Here is a 15,107-nt window from a genome sequence, read left to right as displayed (position 1 = left end):
GGATCAGTGCGGCCCATCCGGCCGCCGAGGAGTGAGGACCAGATGAGCAAGGCCGCGACGCTTGATGTGATTTCCGTAACCGCCCTGGTGGCGGCCTTGAGTTCGACGCTGGCATCCGGCGCCGCGCGCGCCGCGGATCTGGCGCCCCAATACAAGGCGCCGGCCTATACCTCGCCGCAGCCTGCGTTCTCCTGGACCGGCCTCTATGGCGGCGTCCATGCCGGCTGGGGCACCAGCGGCGACAACGCCTTCAACAATCTGCTGGGTACCAGCGGCGGCAAGGTCAAGGGCGGGCTCGGCGGCCTGCAGGCGGGCTACAATTACCAGCTCTCGCCGATGTTCGTGGTCGGCATCGAGAACGATCTCGACGCCACCGGGCTGTCGAACCATGACGCCGTCGACAGCGCCGCGGTGAAGATGCCGTGGCTGACAACCGGCCGCGCGCGTGCCGGCGTTGCGCTGCTGGACTCGCGCCTGCTGCTCTACGGGACCGCGGGCCTTGCCACCGGTGAGCTCAAGGATGGTGCGATCAGCAAGATCAGGATGGGCTGGACCGCGGGTGGCGGCGTCGAATACGCGTTCTCGCCGCAATGGTCGGCCAAGGCCGAATATCTCTATGTCGATCTCAAGCACGACAATCTGCCGGACTGGAACGCCGCCAAATTCCACACCGTGCGCACCGGCGTGAACTACCATTTCGATCTGTTTCGCTGATCGTTAGTCTGGAGAGCCAGGGATCGTCCCTGGTTCTCCAGCAATGTGGCGAAGGACGATGTCATTGACGTCTGCGTGATTTGCCCCGTTTCTCGGACGGAGGTTCGGTGCTTGAGCTTCCCGGACCTCGCTCTGTATACTCGGTTATTCCGCACCTCTTTGAGTCTTGTTGCATGGACAATCCCTCCCGTTCCGAACGATCGCGCAGCGCTGCGCTCGAGGCTGCGATCACCATCGTGTCGCGCGATGGCCCGGGGCGGCTGACGCTGGATGCGATCGCGCGCGAATGCGGGCTGAGCAAGGGCGGCGTCATGCACCAGTTCCGCACCAAGGAGGCGGTGCTGAAGGCCTTGCTCGAGCAGCAGATGGCCTATTTCGAGGAGTTCTCGAACCGCTTCATCGCCAAGGCGCGCGACACCACGGCGCAGCCGGAATTGGCCGCGCAGATCGCGACGCTGCGCGAGGCGATCAAGACGCCGCGGGCCGGCGCCTTCGCGCTGCTGGCGGCGATGAGCGAGAATCCCGAATTGATGGCGTTGCCGCGCAATGCCGACGCCAAGAAGATCGCAGCCATCAAGGCCGAGGCGCGCGATCCCGAGCTCGCGCTGTTGCGTCGCGCCGCGGCGAGGGGCCTGCTGCTGGACTCGATGTTCGGCCTTTCCGTGTTCACGGATGCGGAGCGCGATCGGCTGTTCGAGCGGCTGCTCGACGACGGCAAATGGAGCGCGATCGAGCAGGCCGGCAAGGCATCTGAGAAGTCGAGCGGGAAGGCGGTCGCAAAGTCGGCCGCGCCGAAGCCGGCCGGCGCGCGCAGCGCCAAATCCTCCGCGGCGCGCAAGGGCGCCTGAATTTCCACGACACGTCATTCCAACCGCTGCCCATGAGGCTGCGACGAGTATCCGCGATTTGTTACTTTACAAACCAACTGGTCGGTTTTATAGTTGCGACACTTGAAGCAAGACCCTGGCGGCGCCGGACGGTGAGCCGGGCCAACAGGAGAGGTCGCAGCCACGATTGTTCCCGGCGTGGCTGCGACCTCCGAACTGTGCCGCTGAGCCGGACCTTGAGGAGACTGGAATGGATAGCTCGATCGCCGCGCGCGGTCTGGGAGTGCTGGCGCTTTGCGTGCTTGCGGCGGCCTGCGCCGCAGTGAAGCCCGCGCCATACGCCGGCATGACGTCGTCGCCCTCCATGGTGCCCGATGCCTCCGACGCCTCGGGCCGAGTGCCTTATCGTTACTCTGCGGCGGTGGACTGGCGCAGCTACGACAAGCTCATTCTCGAGCCGGTCGTGATCTACCGGGGTAGGGATCACCAGTTCGGCGACATGTCGGAGAAGGACAAGGCGACGCTCGCCGCCCACATGCAGGCCCGCTTCACCGACAAGCTCCGTACCCGCTTCACCATGGTGAGCGCGCGCGGGCCGAACACGCTTCGCCTGCGATTGACACTGACCGGCGCCGTCACCAACACGCCGGTGATCGGCACGCTGTCGCGCGTCGATCTGGCAGGCGCGGTCTACAACGGCGTGCAGGCCGCGCGCGACGGCGAGGGGACGATGACCGGTTCGGTCATCTATGGCGTCGAGATCTTCGATGCCCCGACCTCGCGGCTGCTCAGCGCCTACGTCACCAAGCAATATCCCGATGCCTACGACATCAAGGCCACCGTCGGCGCGCTCGCCGCTGCGACCGAAGGCATCGACAAGGGCGCCGATGCGCTCATGGCGCAATTGAAGTGAACGAGCTGGACAGAGAAAGGTGCTGCAGGTGAATTTCTGGGTTCGCATGTGCTGGCGCGGCGTGGTCGCCGTGGTGCTGATGAGCTCGACCGGCCGCGCGGAGGCGGCAAGCCCGGCGGATCCCAGCGGGACCTGGCTGGTCGAGGACGGCCGCGCCCGCATCCGGCTCGAGCGCTGCGGCCCGACTCGCGAGCGCGTCTGTGGCTTCATCGTCTGGATGAAGGTATCAGATGATTCACGCGGCCGGCCGCTGCGCGACGAACTTAATCCCGATCCCGAAAAGCGCTCACGCCCGCTGCTCGGCCATCAATTGATCATGGGGCTGAAGCCTGCGCCGGAGGGACGGTTCGACGGCGAGATCTACAATGCCGAGGACGGCAAATCCTATGCGGTCTCACTGTGGCGTGACTCGTCCGATCGCCTGAAGCTGAAGGGTTGCCTGATCAGGTTTCTGTGCCAGACCCAGACCTGGACGCAGACGCTCGATGTCCAGCCCGGACAACTGGTCGGCCTGACCGGCGACGTCAACGGCCCGCGCGCCGACAAGGAATGGGCGGTGGTGCCGACGCCCGTGAAGACAAAGGCCGCAGCGAAGTGATGATGTGCGGCGTAGCAGTCGCGTAGGGTGGGCAAAGCGACCCCGTCACGCCGTAGCTCAACGAGCGAAGGCGGAAGCGTGCCCACCATCACGAGCACGTCGCGAAAGGTGGGCACGGCGCAAGGGCGCCTTAGCCCACCCTACGCATCAACTACGTTTCTACAATTTTACTGCGTCTGCTTCTTCACCAGCGGGCACTCGCTGGATTCGATCGGCTTGGCGGCGTCTTCCGGCGCGATGGTGGCGACGAGCTTGTAATAGTCCCACGGATACTTGGACTCTTCCGGCTTCTTCACCTCGAACAGATAGGCCGGGATGATGCGGCGGCCATCGGCCCGCAGGGGGCCCTTGCCGAACAGCGGATCGTCGGTCGGAATTTCCTTCATCTTGGCGACGACCTTGGCGCCGTCATGCGGATTGCCGCCGAGCGCTTCCATCGCCTTCAGATAATGCAGCACGCCGGCGTAAAGGCCGGCCACCGTCATCGACGGCATCGCGTTCTTCGGCGACACCTTCTGGAAGCGCTTCGACCATTCGCGGGTCTTGTCGTTGAGATCCCAGTAGAAGGATTCGGTGAAGGTCAGGCCATGCGCGGTCTTCAGGCCGAGCGAATGCACGTCGGTGATGAAGAGCAGGAGCGCCGCGAGCTTCTGGCCGCCGGCGACGATGCCGAATTCGGCTGCCTGCTTGATCGCATTGGTGGTGTCGCCGCCGGCGTTCGCAAGGCCGATCACCTTGGCCTTGGACGACTGCGCCTGCAGCAGGAACGACGAGAAGTCCGACGAGTTGAGCGGATGCTTGACGCCGCCGAGCACCTTGCCGCCATTCGCGGTGACGACCGCCGACGTGTCGCGCTCCAGCGCATGGCCGAAGGCATAGTCGGCGGTGAGGAAGAACCAGCTGTCGCCGCCGGCCTTGGTCAGCGCCTTGCCGGTGCCGTTGGCGAGCATGTAGGTGTCGTAGGTATAGGAGATCGTGTTTGGCGTGCAGGCCTTGCCGGTGAGGTCGGCGGTCGCAGCACCCGAGTTGAGCAGGACCGAGTTCTTTTCCTTGACCAGATTGTTCACGGCGAGCGCAACGCCGGAGCTCGGCGTATCCGAGATCACGTCGACCTTCTCATTGTCGATCCATTGCCGCGCGATGTTGACGCCGATGTCGGGCTTGTTCTGGTGATCGCCGCTGAGCACGTCGATCTTCCAGCCCTTGGCGGGAAGGCCGGAGTCTTCGATCGCCATCTTGACCGCGGCGACCGAATTGGGGCCGCCGATGTCGGCGTACAGGCTCGACATGTCGTTGAGCACGCCGATCCTGACCGTCTTGTCCTGGGCGAGTGCGGGCGTTGCGAGGCCGAAAGCGGCGCAAGCCAAAAGCGCGGCAGTGCGCCGCGTAAGCGTCGTTGTCATGAAAATCTCCTCCACTGTCAAAACTCCGGACGGCTCTCTTGCGGAGCATTCATTCCGGCGCATGGGAACCCGATTAGCCTGTCCCGGGACAGACGGCAATGCGTCAAAAGCCGGATGGCGCTGCGTCGAAGCGTCATCCGGATTAACTTTTGGGCAGGGCAATCCCGTGGAAAAACGGGTGTCTATTTCAGCGCGTCCGAGGTCAGCTGGAATTTCTGGATGCGCTTACCGGTATCGACCTCGGCGGTATAAACGTTACCCCTCGCGTCCACGGCCATCGCGTGCACCCAGTGGAATTGCCCGGCATTGCGGCCGTTGCGGCCAAAACTGCCGACCACCGTACCGTCGTCACGCTTGATGATGCGGATCTCGTTGTTCTCGCCGTCGGCGCTGAGCAAATAGGTCTGTTTCGGATCGGGCCAGATCGCGATATCCCACACCGCGCCGTTGCCGAGCGTGTTCTTCTCGAAGAAGAACTCCTTCACGAACGTCCCGTCCTTCTTGAACACCTGGATGCGGTTGTTGATGCGGTCACAGACATAAACCAGCCCGTCATTGGCGAGCTTCACGCAATGCACGGGATTGGCGAATTGCTGCGAGACCGGCGCCTTGGGATCGTAGGGCGGCTGCTTGGCATCGTCGGGCTTGTTGCCGTAGGCGCCCCAGTGCCGCTTGTAGGCGCCGCTCGAAGCGTCGAACACGATGACGCGGCGATTGCCGTAGCCGTCGGCGACGTAGATCTCGTCGGCCGCCTTGTCGATCGCGGTCTCCGCGGGCTTGCCGAGTTGCGTGGTGTCGTTCGATCCCTTGCTCGGCGCGATCGTGCCGATCTGCGAGACGTATTTTCCATCGAGCGTGAATTTCAGGATCGCATTGTCATTGTCGGCATTGCCGCCGACCCAGACAAAACCGCGCTCGTCGACCTCGATGCCGTGCTCGCGGCCGACCCATTTGTAGCCGGCGCCGGGCCCGCCCCATGAGCGTAGCAGATTACCCTCCGAGTCGAATTCAAGCACCGGCGGCGCCGACACGCAGCACTTCGAGCGCGGCGGATCGAGGCTCGCGCCTTTCTCGTCATCGGTCAGCGAGCGCGGCCGATGAATGATCCAGATGTGGCCCTGCCAATCTACCGTGATGCCGCCGACCTGGCCCAGGATCCAGTTGTTCGGCAGCGGCTTTGGCCAGGACGGATCGACCGCAAAGGTCGGCACGTCGCCGGCCTGCGCCGGCACGGGCAGGGCGAGAAGCGCGGCGGATGCGATGCAGGCGGAGAGAAGTCCGGACAGTTTGAAGCGCGCACGATTGAGCGTCGGCGTCATTGCTTGCCTCCCCGTGATTTTTCTTGGGCGTGTTGCCGCTTGGGAGGTAGTCAATCGCGAGGAGGCGACCGAGTCAATCGCGTGGGCAAGGCAAGATCGGCGCAACAAATAGGGTTGTCATCCCCGCGAAAGCGGGGATCCAGTATTCCAGAGGCGATCGCGATTGAATCGAGAAGCCGCGGCGTACTGGATCCCCGCTTTCGCGGGGATGACACGGGAGGACGTGTCGTCCACCGCGCGCCCCTCACGCCGGCGGCTGGAAGCTCTTCAGCGCGCGCGCCTTGTAGTCGTAGAGCTTGCCGGTCTCGGTCCATTCCGGCTGGCACATCGGCACGATGAATTCGGCGGCCATGTCGGGTGTGTCCAGCGTCATCGGGTCCTCGCCGGGAAATACCGCGGCGCGCATGCGGGTGCGGATCGGGCCGGGGCTGAACAGATTGACGCGCATTTTCGTATTCGCGGTCTCGTGGGCCCAGGAGCGCACCAGCGCTTCCATGGCGGCCTTGGAGGCGGCGTAGGGGCCGAGATAGGCGTTGGCCTTGTGGGCGGCGCCCGAGGTCACGAACACCGCGCGGCCGGCGTCGGAGACGCGAAGCAACGGGTCCATGCAGCGGATCAGCTGGAAGTTGGCGGTGACGTTGACCGCCATCACGTCGTTCCACGGCTTCAGCTCGATATGGCCGAGCGGCGAGGACGGGCCGGGCGCGCCGGCATTGCCGACGAGGATGTCGAGCTTGCCGTGGCGCTCGTGCAGCGCCAGCCCAAGCCGCGCGATGCCCTCGTAATCGGTGAGTGAGAGCGGCACCAGCGTGGCGCTGCCGCCGGCTTTGCGGATCTCGTCGTCGAGCTCTTCCAGCCCGCCTTGCGTGCGCGCGAGGGCCACGACATGCGCGCCGGCTTTGGCGAGCGCGACCGCGGTGGCATAGCCGATGCCGCGCGAGGCGCCGGTCACGAGGGCGATACGGGAGGCGAGGGGTTTGGTCATGAGAGTCTAGCCTTCGTCGTGCCCGGCCTTGTGCCGGGCATCCACGTCTTCGCGGCGGGTTTTACAGACGTGGATGGCCGGGACAAGCCCGGCCATGACGGAAAAACGGGCGTCCGAAGCGCCCAGGGTCAAGTACTGCTCAGCTCGCCTCCGCCAGCAGCGACAGCTGCCGGGGCTGCGGTTCGACCTCGCTTTGGTCGGTGAGGTGGGTCGGATAGACGCCGGTGAAGCAGTGATCGGAGAATTTCGGGTTGGCCGGGTCGCGGCCGGGATAGCCCATGGCGCGGTACATGCCGTCGATCGACAGGAAGGCGAGCGAGTCGGCGCCGATGGTCTCGCGCATCTCCTCGAGCGTCTGGGTCGCGGCCAGCAGGCCGCCGCGGTCCGGCAGATCGATGCCGTAATAGTCAGGATACAGGATCGGCGGCGAGGCGAGCCGGAAATGCACCTCGCGGGCGCCGGCGTCGCGCATCATGCGCACGATCTTCTTCGAGGTGGTGCCGCGCACCAGCGAGTCGTCGATCAGGATGATGCGCTTGCCTTCGATCGCGGCGCGGTTGGCTGAATGCTTCATGCGCACGCCGAGCTCGCGCACGCTCTGGGTCGGCTGGATGAAGGTGCGGCCGACATAGTGGTTGCGGATAATGCCGAGCTCGAACGGCACGCCGGAGAACTGGCTGTAGCCGACGGCTGCGGGCACGCCGGAGTCCGGCACCGGCACCACGACGTCGACCTCCGGATGGCTCTCGCGCGCGAGCTGGGCGCCGAAGGCCTTGCGGACGTCATAGACCGAGCGGCCGCCGACGATGGAGTCAGGCCGGGCGAAATAGATGTATTCGAAGATGCAGGGCCGCGGCGGCTTCGGTGGGAACGGCTTGTGGCTGTGCGCGCCGGCCTCGTCGAACACGATGATCTCGCCGGGCTCGATGTCGCGGACATAGCGGGCGCCGATCATGTCGAGCGCGCAGGTCTCCGAGGTCAGGATCGGGCGGCCGTCGAGATCGCCGAGCACCAGCGGTCGGATGCCGAGCGGATCGCGCGCGCCGATCAGCTTCTTGTTGGTGAGTGCGACCAGCGCATAGGCGCCCTCGATCGCGCGCAGCGCCTCGATGAAGCGGTCGACGAAGCGCGAGCGCTTGGACTGCGCGACCAGATGCAGGATCACCTCGGTGTCGGTGGTCGACTGCATCATCGCGCCGCCCTTCACCAGTTCACGGCGGAGCGTGAGGCCGTTGGTGAGGTTGCCGTTGTGGCCGACCGCGAAACCGCCGGCGCTGAGCTCGGCGAACAGCGGCTGCACGTTGCGCAGGATGGTGCCGCCTGTCGTGGAGTAGCGGACATGGCCGACGGAGGCGTTGCCGGGCAGGCGCTCGATCACCTCGCGGCGGGAGAAGGCGTCGCCGACGAGGCCGAGGCGCCGCTCGGAGTGGAAGCGGCTGCCGTCGAAGGAGACGATGCCCGCGGCTTCCTGGCCGCGATGCTGCAGGGCGTGGAGGCCGAGCGCGGTGATCGCGGCGGCCTCGGGATGGCCATAGACGCCGAACACGCCGCATTCCTCACGCAGCGTGTCGCCATCGAGATCGGGGTGATATCTGAGATCGTCCTGCTTATCGATCGGGCCGAGGTCGAAATCCATCTGGTCGGCGTGATCGGAAAGGGTCTGCATCTCGTTCATCGCCTCTCGTTAGGGCCCAAAGGAGTTAGCGGCCCGCGGGTTTCTCGATCAGCTTTTTCAAGCTGTCACGCGCAGGTTTACTATAGCCGTCACCCGACGCCGGCGTCGCCTGATCGGCGTCGGCAGAATCGTCCTCCGGCTTATTCTTTTTGAATTTCTTTAAGATGGTGTTCTCGGGGTCGTCGGGCAAGAGCGACATTAGCCAATCCCCGGTTCCCTGCAGGACCATACGGGATTTGGCGCCGGTGACCCAGTCCGGACGCTGCTTGTCCGGAACCAGCCAAGTGAAGAACAGGAAGGCGACGACCACGATCAGGAGGCCACGGGCGAGGCCGAACAGGAAGCCCAGCGTGCGGTCGAGCGCGCCGATCCGCGAATCCAGGATCATGTCGGAGATCCGGACCGTGATCACGGAGACCACGATCAGGGTCCCGATAAAGGTGCCGGCGACCACGACCACGGCCGCGAGCGTGTCGTTATTGACGTAAGTTTTCGCGGTCGGCAGCAGCTTTGCGAAAGCATACAGAGTGACGAGGGCGGCGGCGCCCCAGGCCGCGATCGAGAGGATCTCGCGCATGAAGCCGCGAACCATCGCAAGCAGCCCGGAGATCAGCATCACACCGAGCAGGACGAGATCGAGTATCGTTACAGGCATCGGCTGGTCAGGTCCGCTGGTACGTTCGTCTGGCTCGAATCGGCATGTCGGTGCCGTCCTAGGAGACGGGCAGATGACGCTTCCGGCAAGGCCGGAAATTCCCTGTCCCGCGCGCGGCGATGTATAGCGGCGGGGGCGGGGCAGGTCACGTCGGTTTAGCCATTTTCGCGACGGAATCGGGCCGGTGTGGCATTTTTCTCCGGCTCCTGGTCGCGGGGGGCCTCTCGCCCGCCTCTCGGGGTGCCGCGTGCGGCGATTTCGGCGACCAGCGTGGTCAGATTACCGACGCTGTTGAGCGTCAATCCGGCGTCGCCGCCGGCCTCGCCACGGGCCGATTCGGGCAGAATCGCGCGCCCGAAACCGAGCTTGGCGGCCTCCTTCAGCCGGCCCGCGGTCTGCGCCACGGGACGGACCGCCCCTGAGAGCGAAATCTCGCCGAAATAGACCGCATCCGTCGGCAGCGGCGCGTTCACCAGCGAGGACACCAGCGCTGCGGCCGCGGCGATATCGGCCGCCGGTTCCTGGATGCGCAGGCCGCCGGCAACGTTCAGATAGACGTCGTAGCCGGAGAGTTTCACCCCGCAATGGGCCTCGAGCACCGCCAGCACCATCGACAGCCGGCTCGGATCCCAGCCGACCACCGCGCGCCGCGGCGTGCCGAGCGAGGTCTGCGCCACCAGCGCCTGCAGCTCGACCAGCACCGGCCGCGTGCCCTCGATGCCCGCGAACACGGCCGTGCCGGGGCTGCCGAGATCACGCTCCGACAGGAACAGTTCGGACGGATTGGTGACCTCGCGCAGGCCCAGCCCCGTCATCTCGAATACGCCGATCTCGTCGGTGGCGCCAAAGCGGTTCTTCACCGAGCGCAGGATGCGGAACTGCTGCGAGCCTTCGCCCTCGAACGACAGCACCGCGTCGACCATGTGCTCGACCACGCGGGGACCCGCGATCTGGCCGTCCTTCGTCACATGTCCGACCAGGATGATCGCCGAGCCGGTCTTCTTGGCAAAGCGAATAAGCGCCTGTGCGGAGGCGCGGACCTGCGTGACCGTGCCGGGCGCGGATTCCACCGTGTCGGTCCACATGGTCTGGATCGAATCGATCACGATCAGCCGCGGTGTGGCGCCTTCCGACAGCGTCGAGACGATGTCCTCGACCGAGGTCTCGGACGCCAATTGCACCGGCGCATCCGCAAGGCCGAGCCGCTCGGCGCGCAGCCGCACCTGCGCCACCGCTTCTTCGCCGGAGATATAGACCACGCGATGCCCCGCGCGCGCCATCATCGAGGTCGCCTGCGTCAGCAGCGTCGACTTGCCGATCCCGGGATCACCGCCGACCAGCAGCACCGAGCCGCGCACGAACCCGCCGCCGGTGACGCGGTCGAGCTCCGCCATCCCCGACGACACCCGCGGCGCGTCCTGGGTCTTCCCCGTCAGGCTCTCCAGCGCAAACGTGCGCCCCTTGCGCTTGCTGCGGATCGACACCGGCACGCTGCCGGTCGTGTCTTCTTCCGCGAGCGTGTTCCACTCACCGCAGGACTCGCACTTGCCCTGCCAGCGATTATACGACGCGCCGCAATTCTGGCAGACAAAGGAGAGGGTGGATTTGGCCATGGAGTGATCGATTCCGCTTTCTTTCCATAGCACGAATTGTGCGACGGCAACGTTCGGTCTGGCCGCCTATACCGCGCGCTGCTTGACGACGCGAACCGCAATTTCAGGCGCTGGCCATAGCTGCAGCCTGTAATGGTCGTTTCCCTGCAGTCCGTCCGCCGAGAGCGAATCAAGTGCGCCGTACGAGGCTCGCACCCTATAGGTCCCGATGGGAACATCGATGCGTTTGGCATCGGGGAAGTAGTCGGTACATCCCGCGATCACGATCCGCCCCGATGCGACGTCGAGGCTGGCCTCGACCACGTGATCCCAGCGGGTGGAATCATCTTCCGGCTCATGGTCGAGAATCTGAACCGACACCGGAACATGCATATTCCGCACAGTGCCAATTCCGACCGTGCCCGGCGCGATCGCGAGCAAACGGTCCGTGGCTTCCTGCGTCCAGGCGTCGGAAAGATCGCCGGCCGCAGATTCATCCTGAAGGTAGAACTGGAAGTAGTCCGCCAACAGCGAGAGTTCGATGCATTGCATGTTCGAGCCGCTCGTTGCTGGAGGTGCATTTCCCCACCGCGGTGGATGCACCGTGGTCTCTGCCCGGGTTGCATAGCCGCGTGATACAATTGTATCAACTCGCAGCTTGAGAAACTACGCCCTTCGAACCGTCTCTCACCGCGCGGTCGGCAATTGGTCCTTGCGCTTGCACAGCAAATAGGGCTTGCCGTCGATCTTGATCGTGCCGCCGGCGCCCGGCGCGAGCTTGATCGTCACCTTCCTCCCGTTGGCGTTCTTCTTGTAGTCGTCCCAGAACTCAAAGCAGGTGGTTGAGAGCACGAGGCCATCGCCAGCCGGAATCTTGCGGTCGACGCGGCAGTGGTTTTCGTACTGATCGACCAGCGGTGCGGGCTTGCCGTTGATGACGTTTTCGAGATCGATCATCGTCTTGCTGTCGGCGCCTTCCTTGTCGCGGCAATCCTGCTTCGTTGCGGCCCACAACCCGTCGAACGACTGCGCGGCATGCATCGGCTGCGACGTGACGAGAACGAAGCCGGCGGCGATCATGAGGGGGGTGCGCATGCGTTGGCTCCGAGATGAGCATCGGCGCCCGGGACGATGATCCCGGGCGCCGCGTTTGGTGGGGGCGTCGATTACTTCACCGTGACGAACGGCACCGTCGAGCCCGGCACCATCGTGGTCGGCAGCGCGCCGTTCCAGCGCTCGGCCTGCACCAGGGTGACGAGGTTCGGGTTGTCGCCGAGCGCCTTGCCGCGGGCTGCGATGGCGGCGGCTTCGGCTTCGCCTGTGATCTTGATGTTGGAGGCCTTGGCTTCACCGGCGAGGCGGGTGGCGTCGGCCTGGGCTTGCGCCTCGGCGCGGATCGCATTGGCCTTCGCGGTCGCCTGCGTCACCGTGATCTGGGCCTGCACCTTCTCGCGCTCGGCGTTCTGCTGCAGCCGCTGCACCTCGACCTCGGCCAGCATGCGCTGCTCGATCGAGTGCAGATAGTTCTGGCTGAACTCGATATTCTCCAGCTGCACGCTCTCGATGATGATCATCGGATCGTATTTCAGCGTCTCCGTGATCGCGTCCTTGATCGATGCGTTGAGTGCGCCGCGCTCCTGGATCGCTTTCACCGCGGTGTAGCGGCCGAACACGACCTTGACCTGCTGGTTCACGACCGGGCTGACCACCTGATTTACCGCGGTGTCGAGCCGGCCGAACTTGGCGTAGAGATCGCCGACCTTCTCCGGCGCCGCGCGCAGCGTGACGCTGATCTTCAGGTCCGCCGGCTGCTGGTCGTAGGAATAGGAATTCATCTTGTCCCAGGCATAGGTCGCGGTCTTGACGCTGACCTTCTCGACGCTGTCGACCAGCGGCAGCTTGAAGCCCAGGCCCGGCTGCGCGACGCCGACCACGGCGCCATAGCGCAGCAGCACGCCGCGCTCGGTCTGATCGACCGTGTACCAGCTGCCCAGAATTCCTGCGATCACGACGAGGCCGATCGCGGCCGCTGCAATAATTCCCCGATTCATGAAATTCTCCTGAAGCCAATGACCAATTTCGCGGGCGATCATCCGCACCCGCGCGCAATCGCGCTGTGACCGATGTCACTTCGTGTCGCCGAATGGTGGATTGGTTCAGGGCTGGTTCAGGAGATCACAGGCGACTGCGTGAGGCTCAGGCTGTGAAGAACTGCCGGGCGAGGCGCTCGACCTCCGCCCAGGAGTTCGCCAGGTGCACCGCGCCGGCGTCACGGAGCACGGCGTCATGGCCGTCGCGGATGTGGCTCGCCGCGCACAGGCCGATCGTCGTCATGCCGGCCGCTGTGGCGGCCTTGATGCCGCCCGCGCTGTCCTCGATCACCAGGCATGCGCCGGGTTTCGCGCCCAGTCGTTCGGCGGCGAGCAGAAAAATGTCGGGATGCGGCTTGCCGCGCGCCACCATGTCGGCGCTGAAGACGCGCCCCTCGAATTCAGCCTCCAGCCCCAGGATCGACAGGCAGAGCTGCAAGCGGTCGATCGAACTGGAGGAGGCGATGCAGCGTGGGATGTGGGCGAAGCGGCGGATGAAAGCACCGGCGCCGCTGACCTCTTGCAGATCGGTGCGGAAGCGCTCCAGCGTGGCCTGCTTGAGCGCGCCGGAGAAATCATCCGGCACAGATTTGCCGATGGCCCGTTCGATCTCGGCGATCACGTCGCCCCAGCGTTTGCCGCAATAGCGGGCGAGAGCCTGGTCGAGCGTGGTGGCGTGGCCGAGATCGGTGACGGTCTCTGCCAGCACGGTATTCGCGATCGCCTCGCTGTCGGCGATCACGCCGTCGAAATCGAAAATCAATGCGCCCACTGCTTGCCCCGATCAGAATCGGCGGCACCCTATCAGGGCCTCGCTGCGAAATGGGCGCGCTCGCCGCTCACGCGCAACACTTTCTGTTGCAGAATGTCTCAGGGAGGACGATCAGAACGCGTTGATCAGCATCGACACGCCGGCAGCCAGCATGATGCCGTCCATCAGCAGGCGAAACATCTCGGGCTTCAGATGCAGCACGAACCGCTTTGCGATGAAGGCGCCGGCCATCAGCGATGAGCCGGCGATCAATCCCTTCAGCGCGACATCTGATGTCAGCGCGCCGAACCGTTCGAACGTCACGGATTTGCTCAGATACAGCCCGAGCGAGCTCGCAGCTTCGGTGGCGAGGAAGGCGCCCTTGCTGAGGCCGTAGAACAGGAACAGCGGCACGCTGAGCGGACCGGTCGAGACCACGATACCGGTGAGATAGCCGATCACGGCGCCGCCGATCGCGAGATGGTAGAGGTTCGCTTTCAGGTCATGCCGCGCCAGCCAGTGCCGCACCGGCACCATCGCAATCAAAAACAGGCCGATCGAAATGTCGACGGCATGCGCGGGCAGCGCCAGCAGCGTGCGCGCTCCGAGCGCGGCGGCCGGAATGCCGGTGACCGAATAGGCCGCGCAGGCGCGCCAGTCGACCTCGCGCCACCACGCCAGGATGCGCGAGAAGTTCGCCATCACGGCCGCGACCGCCATGATCGGCACCGCCTGTTTCGGCCCGAACTGATAGACCAGCACCGGCATCAGCATGATCGACGACCCGGTGCCGACGATGCCGGAGATGGTGCCGGCGAGCAGGCCGACGGCGAGGACGAAGATGTAGCCCAAAGGCGCTCTGCTGCTATCGACCCTCATCCTGAGGAGCGCGGAACGCGCGTCTCGAAGGACGAGGCCCCACTATGGCCTCATGGTTCGAGACGGCGCAAGAGCGCCTCCTCACCATGAGGGGATGGAGCGCACACTCAATACTTCGCGACGACCGGTCCGCCAAAACGGTAGTTGAGCCGCACCGTCACCATGTCGACGTCCTGGCAGATGTGTTCGTTATGGTTGAGCTGGGCGATGGCGGCGGAGGCGCCGGCTGTGCTGACGGCGAGCGCAGCAATGGCTGCTGCAATGCCTGCAAGCAATGTCTTCATGGAGTGCCCCAAAACGCCAAATCAAAATCGGGTACAGCCTAGCGATCCGCGCCACCACTGGCTGTGTCCGGCCAGCAACGATTGGAACAAATCGGAGTGGTGTCGGCTCCTTCGCTCTGCATGGCTGGACTGCATAAACAGAAGTTCTGATTATGATAAATAATGCTTGACGGGAGACCCAAATCAGATGTCTAATATTCCCCGTCTCACCCGACACGAGGGGCGCTCGCGAACGCCACGAACGTGGGTGGAGATGCGGTGGCCGCCGAGCGTGCAATAGGCGTGTGTGCGCAAGGCGGACGGTGAAGTCGTGTGGGCCTGCCGCCCCGATGTTGGTGGCAAGTTCGCGAGAGGTCCAAAGCCGATCGCGGATGATGGTGGCACAAAAGCAGAGTCTCACCAGGGCGAGCACGTATAAGCCG

Annotated in this window: 16 protein-coding genes; 4 read left to right on the top strand and 12 right to left on the bottom strand. The window is 64.8% G+C overall.

Going from position 1 to position 15,107, the window contains the following annotated elements; translation table 11 throughout:
* The first annotated feature begins 42 nt into the window (after nucleotides 1-42).
* The 4 genes from JQ604_RS29555 to JQ604_RS29540 all read left to right on the top strand — a co-directional run bounded on the left by JQ604_RS29555 (nucleotide 43) and on the right by JQ604_RS29540 (nucleotide 3,052).
* Complete coding sequence (locus tag JQ604_RS29555; RefSeq protein ID WP_212364217.1) at nucleotides 43-714, top strand: outer membrane protein; 672 nt, start codon at nucleotides 43-45, stop codon at nucleotides 712-714.
* Nucleotides 715-887: 173 nt separating this feature from the next.
* On the top strand, nucleotides 888-1,562 hold the full coding sequence (locus JQ604_RS29550; RefSeq protein ID WP_212364216.1) for a TetR/AcrR family transcriptional regulator: 675 nt from the start codon (nucleotides 888-890) through the stop codon (nucleotides 1,560-1,562).
* 229 nt (nucleotides 1,563-1,791) lie between these two features.
* On the top strand, nucleotides 1,792-2,454 hold the full coding sequence (locus JQ604_RS29545) for a DUF3313 domain-containing protein (RefSeq protein ID WP_212364215.1): 663 nt from the start codon (nucleotides 1,792-1,794) through the stop codon (nucleotides 2,452-2,454).
* Nucleotides 2,455-2,482: 28 nt separating this feature from the next.
* Nucleotides 2,483-3,052, top strand: a complete 570-nt coding sequence (locus tag JQ604_RS29540) for a DUF2147 domain-containing protein (protein WP_433996296.1) — start codon at nucleotides 2,483-2,485, stop codon at nucleotides 3,050-3,052.
* 167 nt (nucleotides 3,053-3,219) lie between these two features.
* Here JQ604_RS29540 and JQ604_RS29535 read toward each other — a convergent pair whose 3' ends face one another.
* The 12 genes from JQ604_RS29535 to JQ604_RS29480 form a co-directional block, all read right to left on the bottom strand.
* Complete coding sequence (locus JQ604_RS29535) at nucleotides 3,220-4,455, bottom strand: ABC transporter substrate-binding protein (RefSeq protein ID WP_212364214.1); 1,236 nt, start codon at nucleotides 4,453-4,455, stop codon at nucleotides 3,220-3,222.
* A 182-nt stretch (nucleotides 4,456-4,637) separates the two neighbouring features.
* Entirely contained in the window at nucleotides 4,638-5,774 is a 1,137-nt protein-coding gene (locus JQ604_RS29530) for a hypothetical protein (RefSeq protein ID WP_212364213.1), read from the bottom strand.
* A 244-nt stretch (nucleotides 5,775-6,018) separates the two neighbouring features.
* Entirely contained in the window at nucleotides 6,019-6,759 is a 741-nt protein-coding gene (locus JQ604_RS29525) for an SDR family NAD(P)-dependent oxidoreductase (protein WP_212364212.1), read from the bottom strand.
* 139 nt (nucleotides 6,760-6,898) lie between these two features.
* Entirely contained in the window at nucleotides 6,899-8,395 is a 1,497-nt protein-coding gene (gene purF, locus JQ604_RS29520) for an amidophosphoribosyltransferase (protein ID WP_249158872.1), read from the bottom strand.
* Between the two features lie 64 nt (nucleotides 8,396-8,459).
* Nucleotides 8,460-9,089: a CvpA family protein gene (locus JQ604_RS29515; RefSeq protein WP_212364210.1), complete on the bottom strand. Its 630-nt coding sequence runs from the start codon at nucleotides 9,087-9,089 to the stop codon at nucleotides 8,460-8,462.
* 155 nt (nucleotides 9,090-9,244) lie between these two features.
* The gene (gene radA / locus JQ604_RS29510) at nucleotides 9,245-10,702 is read right to left on the bottom strand and encodes a DNA repair protein RadA (RefSeq protein ID WP_212364209.1); all 1,458 of its coding nucleotides are present in this window, start codon (nucleotides 10,700-10,702) and stop codon (nucleotides 9,245-9,247) included.
* A 66-nt stretch (nucleotides 10,703-10,768) separates the two neighbouring features.
* Nucleotides 10,769-11,233: a hypothetical protein gene (locus JQ604_RS29505; RefSeq protein WP_212364208.1), complete on the bottom strand. Its 465-nt coding sequence runs from the start codon at nucleotides 11,231-11,233 to the stop codon at nucleotides 10,769-10,771.
* Nucleotides 11,234-11,368: 135 nt separating this feature from the next.
* Complete coding sequence (locus JQ604_RS29500; protein ID WP_212364207.1) at nucleotides 11,369-11,776, bottom strand: hypothetical protein; 408 nt, start codon at nucleotides 11,774-11,776, stop codon at nucleotides 11,369-11,371.
* A gap of 71 nt (nucleotides 11,777-11,847) precedes the next feature.
* Nucleotides 11,848-12,732 carry a prohibitin family protein gene (locus JQ604_RS29495; protein WP_212364206.1) on the bottom strand — a complete coding sequence of 295 codons (885 nt, stop codon included), beginning with the start codon at nucleotides 12,730-12,732 and terminating at the stop codon, nucleotides 11,848-11,850.
* Nucleotides 12,733-12,877: 145 nt separating this feature from the next.
* A complete protein-coding gene (locus JQ604_RS29490; RefSeq protein WP_349631156.1) occupies nucleotides 12,878-13,543 on the bottom strand; it encodes an HAD family hydrolase in 666 nt (221 codons plus the stop codon).
* A gap of 111 nt (nucleotides 13,544-13,654) precedes the next feature.
* Nucleotides 13,655-14,374: a sulfite exporter TauE/SafE family protein gene (locus JQ604_RS29485; protein WP_212364204.1), complete on the bottom strand. Its 720-nt coding sequence runs from the start codon at nucleotides 14,372-14,374 to the stop codon at nucleotides 13,655-13,657.
* A 134-nt stretch (nucleotides 14,375-14,508) separates the two neighbouring features.
* Nucleotides 14,509-14,685 carry a hypothetical protein gene (locus JQ604_RS29480; RefSeq protein ID WP_212364203.1) on the bottom strand — a complete coding sequence of 59 codons (177 nt, stop codon included), beginning with the start codon at nucleotides 14,683-14,685 and terminating at the stop codon, nucleotides 14,509-14,511.
* Nucleotides 14,686-15,107: the final 422 nt, after the last annotated feature.

This window comes from Bradyrhizobium jicamae (assembly GCF_018130695.1).
GTDB lineage: Bacteria > Pseudomonadota > Alphaproteobacteria > Rhizobiales > Xanthobacteraceae > Bradyrhizobium > Bradyrhizobium jicamae_B.
The sequence above is the reverse complement of the archived record's forward strand: the minus strand, read 5'-3'. Positions and strand labels throughout refer to the sequence as shown.

Excerpts from the sequence above, each read along its gene's own strand:
- JQ604_RS29555 (WP_212364217.1), top strand. The coding sequence starts at position 43 with ATGAGCAAGGCCGCGACGCTTGATGTGATTTCCGTAACCGCCCTGGTG.
- JQ604_RS29550 (WP_212364216.1), top strand. The coding sequence starts at position 888 with ATGGACAATCCCTCCCGTTCCGAACGATCGCGCAGCGCTGCGCTCGAG.
- JQ604_RS29545 (WP_212364215.1), top strand. The coding sequence starts at position 1,792 with ATGGATAGCTCGATCGCCGCGCGCGGTCTGGGAGTGCTGGCGCTTTGC.
- JQ604_RS29535 (WP_212364214.1), bottom strand. The coding sequence starts at position 4,455 with ATGACAACGACGCTTACGCGGCGCACTGCCGCGCTTTTGGCTTGCGCC.
- JQ604_RS29530 (WP_212364213.1), bottom strand. The coding sequence starts at position 5,774 with ATGACGCCGACGCTCAATCGTGCGCGCTTCAAACTGTCCGGACTTCTC.
- JQ604_RS29525 (WP_212364212.1), bottom strand. The coding sequence starts at position 6,759 with ATGACCAAACCCCTCGCCTCCCGTATCGCCCTCGTGACCGGCGCCTCG.
- purF (WP_249158872.1), bottom strand. The coding sequence starts at position 8,395 with ATGGATTTCGACCTCGGCCCGATCGATAAGCAGGACGATCTCAGATAT.
- JQ604_RS29515 (WP_212364210.1), bottom strand. The coding sequence starts at position 9,089 with ATGCCTGTAACGATACTCGATCTCGTCCTGCTCGGTGTGATGCTGATC.
- radA (WP_212364209.1), bottom strand. The coding sequence starts at position 10,702 with ATGGCCAAATCCACCCTCTCCTTTGTCTGCCAGAATTGCGGCGCGTCG.
- JQ604_RS29505 (WP_212364208.1), bottom strand. The coding sequence starts at position 11,233 with ATGCAATGCATCGAACTCTCGCTGTTGGCGGACTACTTCCAGTTCTAC.
- JQ604_RS29500 (WP_212364207.1), bottom strand. The coding sequence starts at position 11,776 with ATGCGCACCCCCCTCATGATCGCCGCCGGCTTCGTTCTCGTCACGTCG.
- JQ604_RS29495 (WP_212364206.1), bottom strand. The coding sequence starts at position 12,732 with ATGAATCGGGGAATTATTGCAGCGGCCGCGATCGGCCTCGTCGTGATC.
- JQ604_RS29480 (WP_212364203.1), bottom strand. The coding sequence starts at position 14,685 with ATGAAGACATTGCTTGCAGGCATTGCAGCAGCCATTGCTGCGCTCGCC.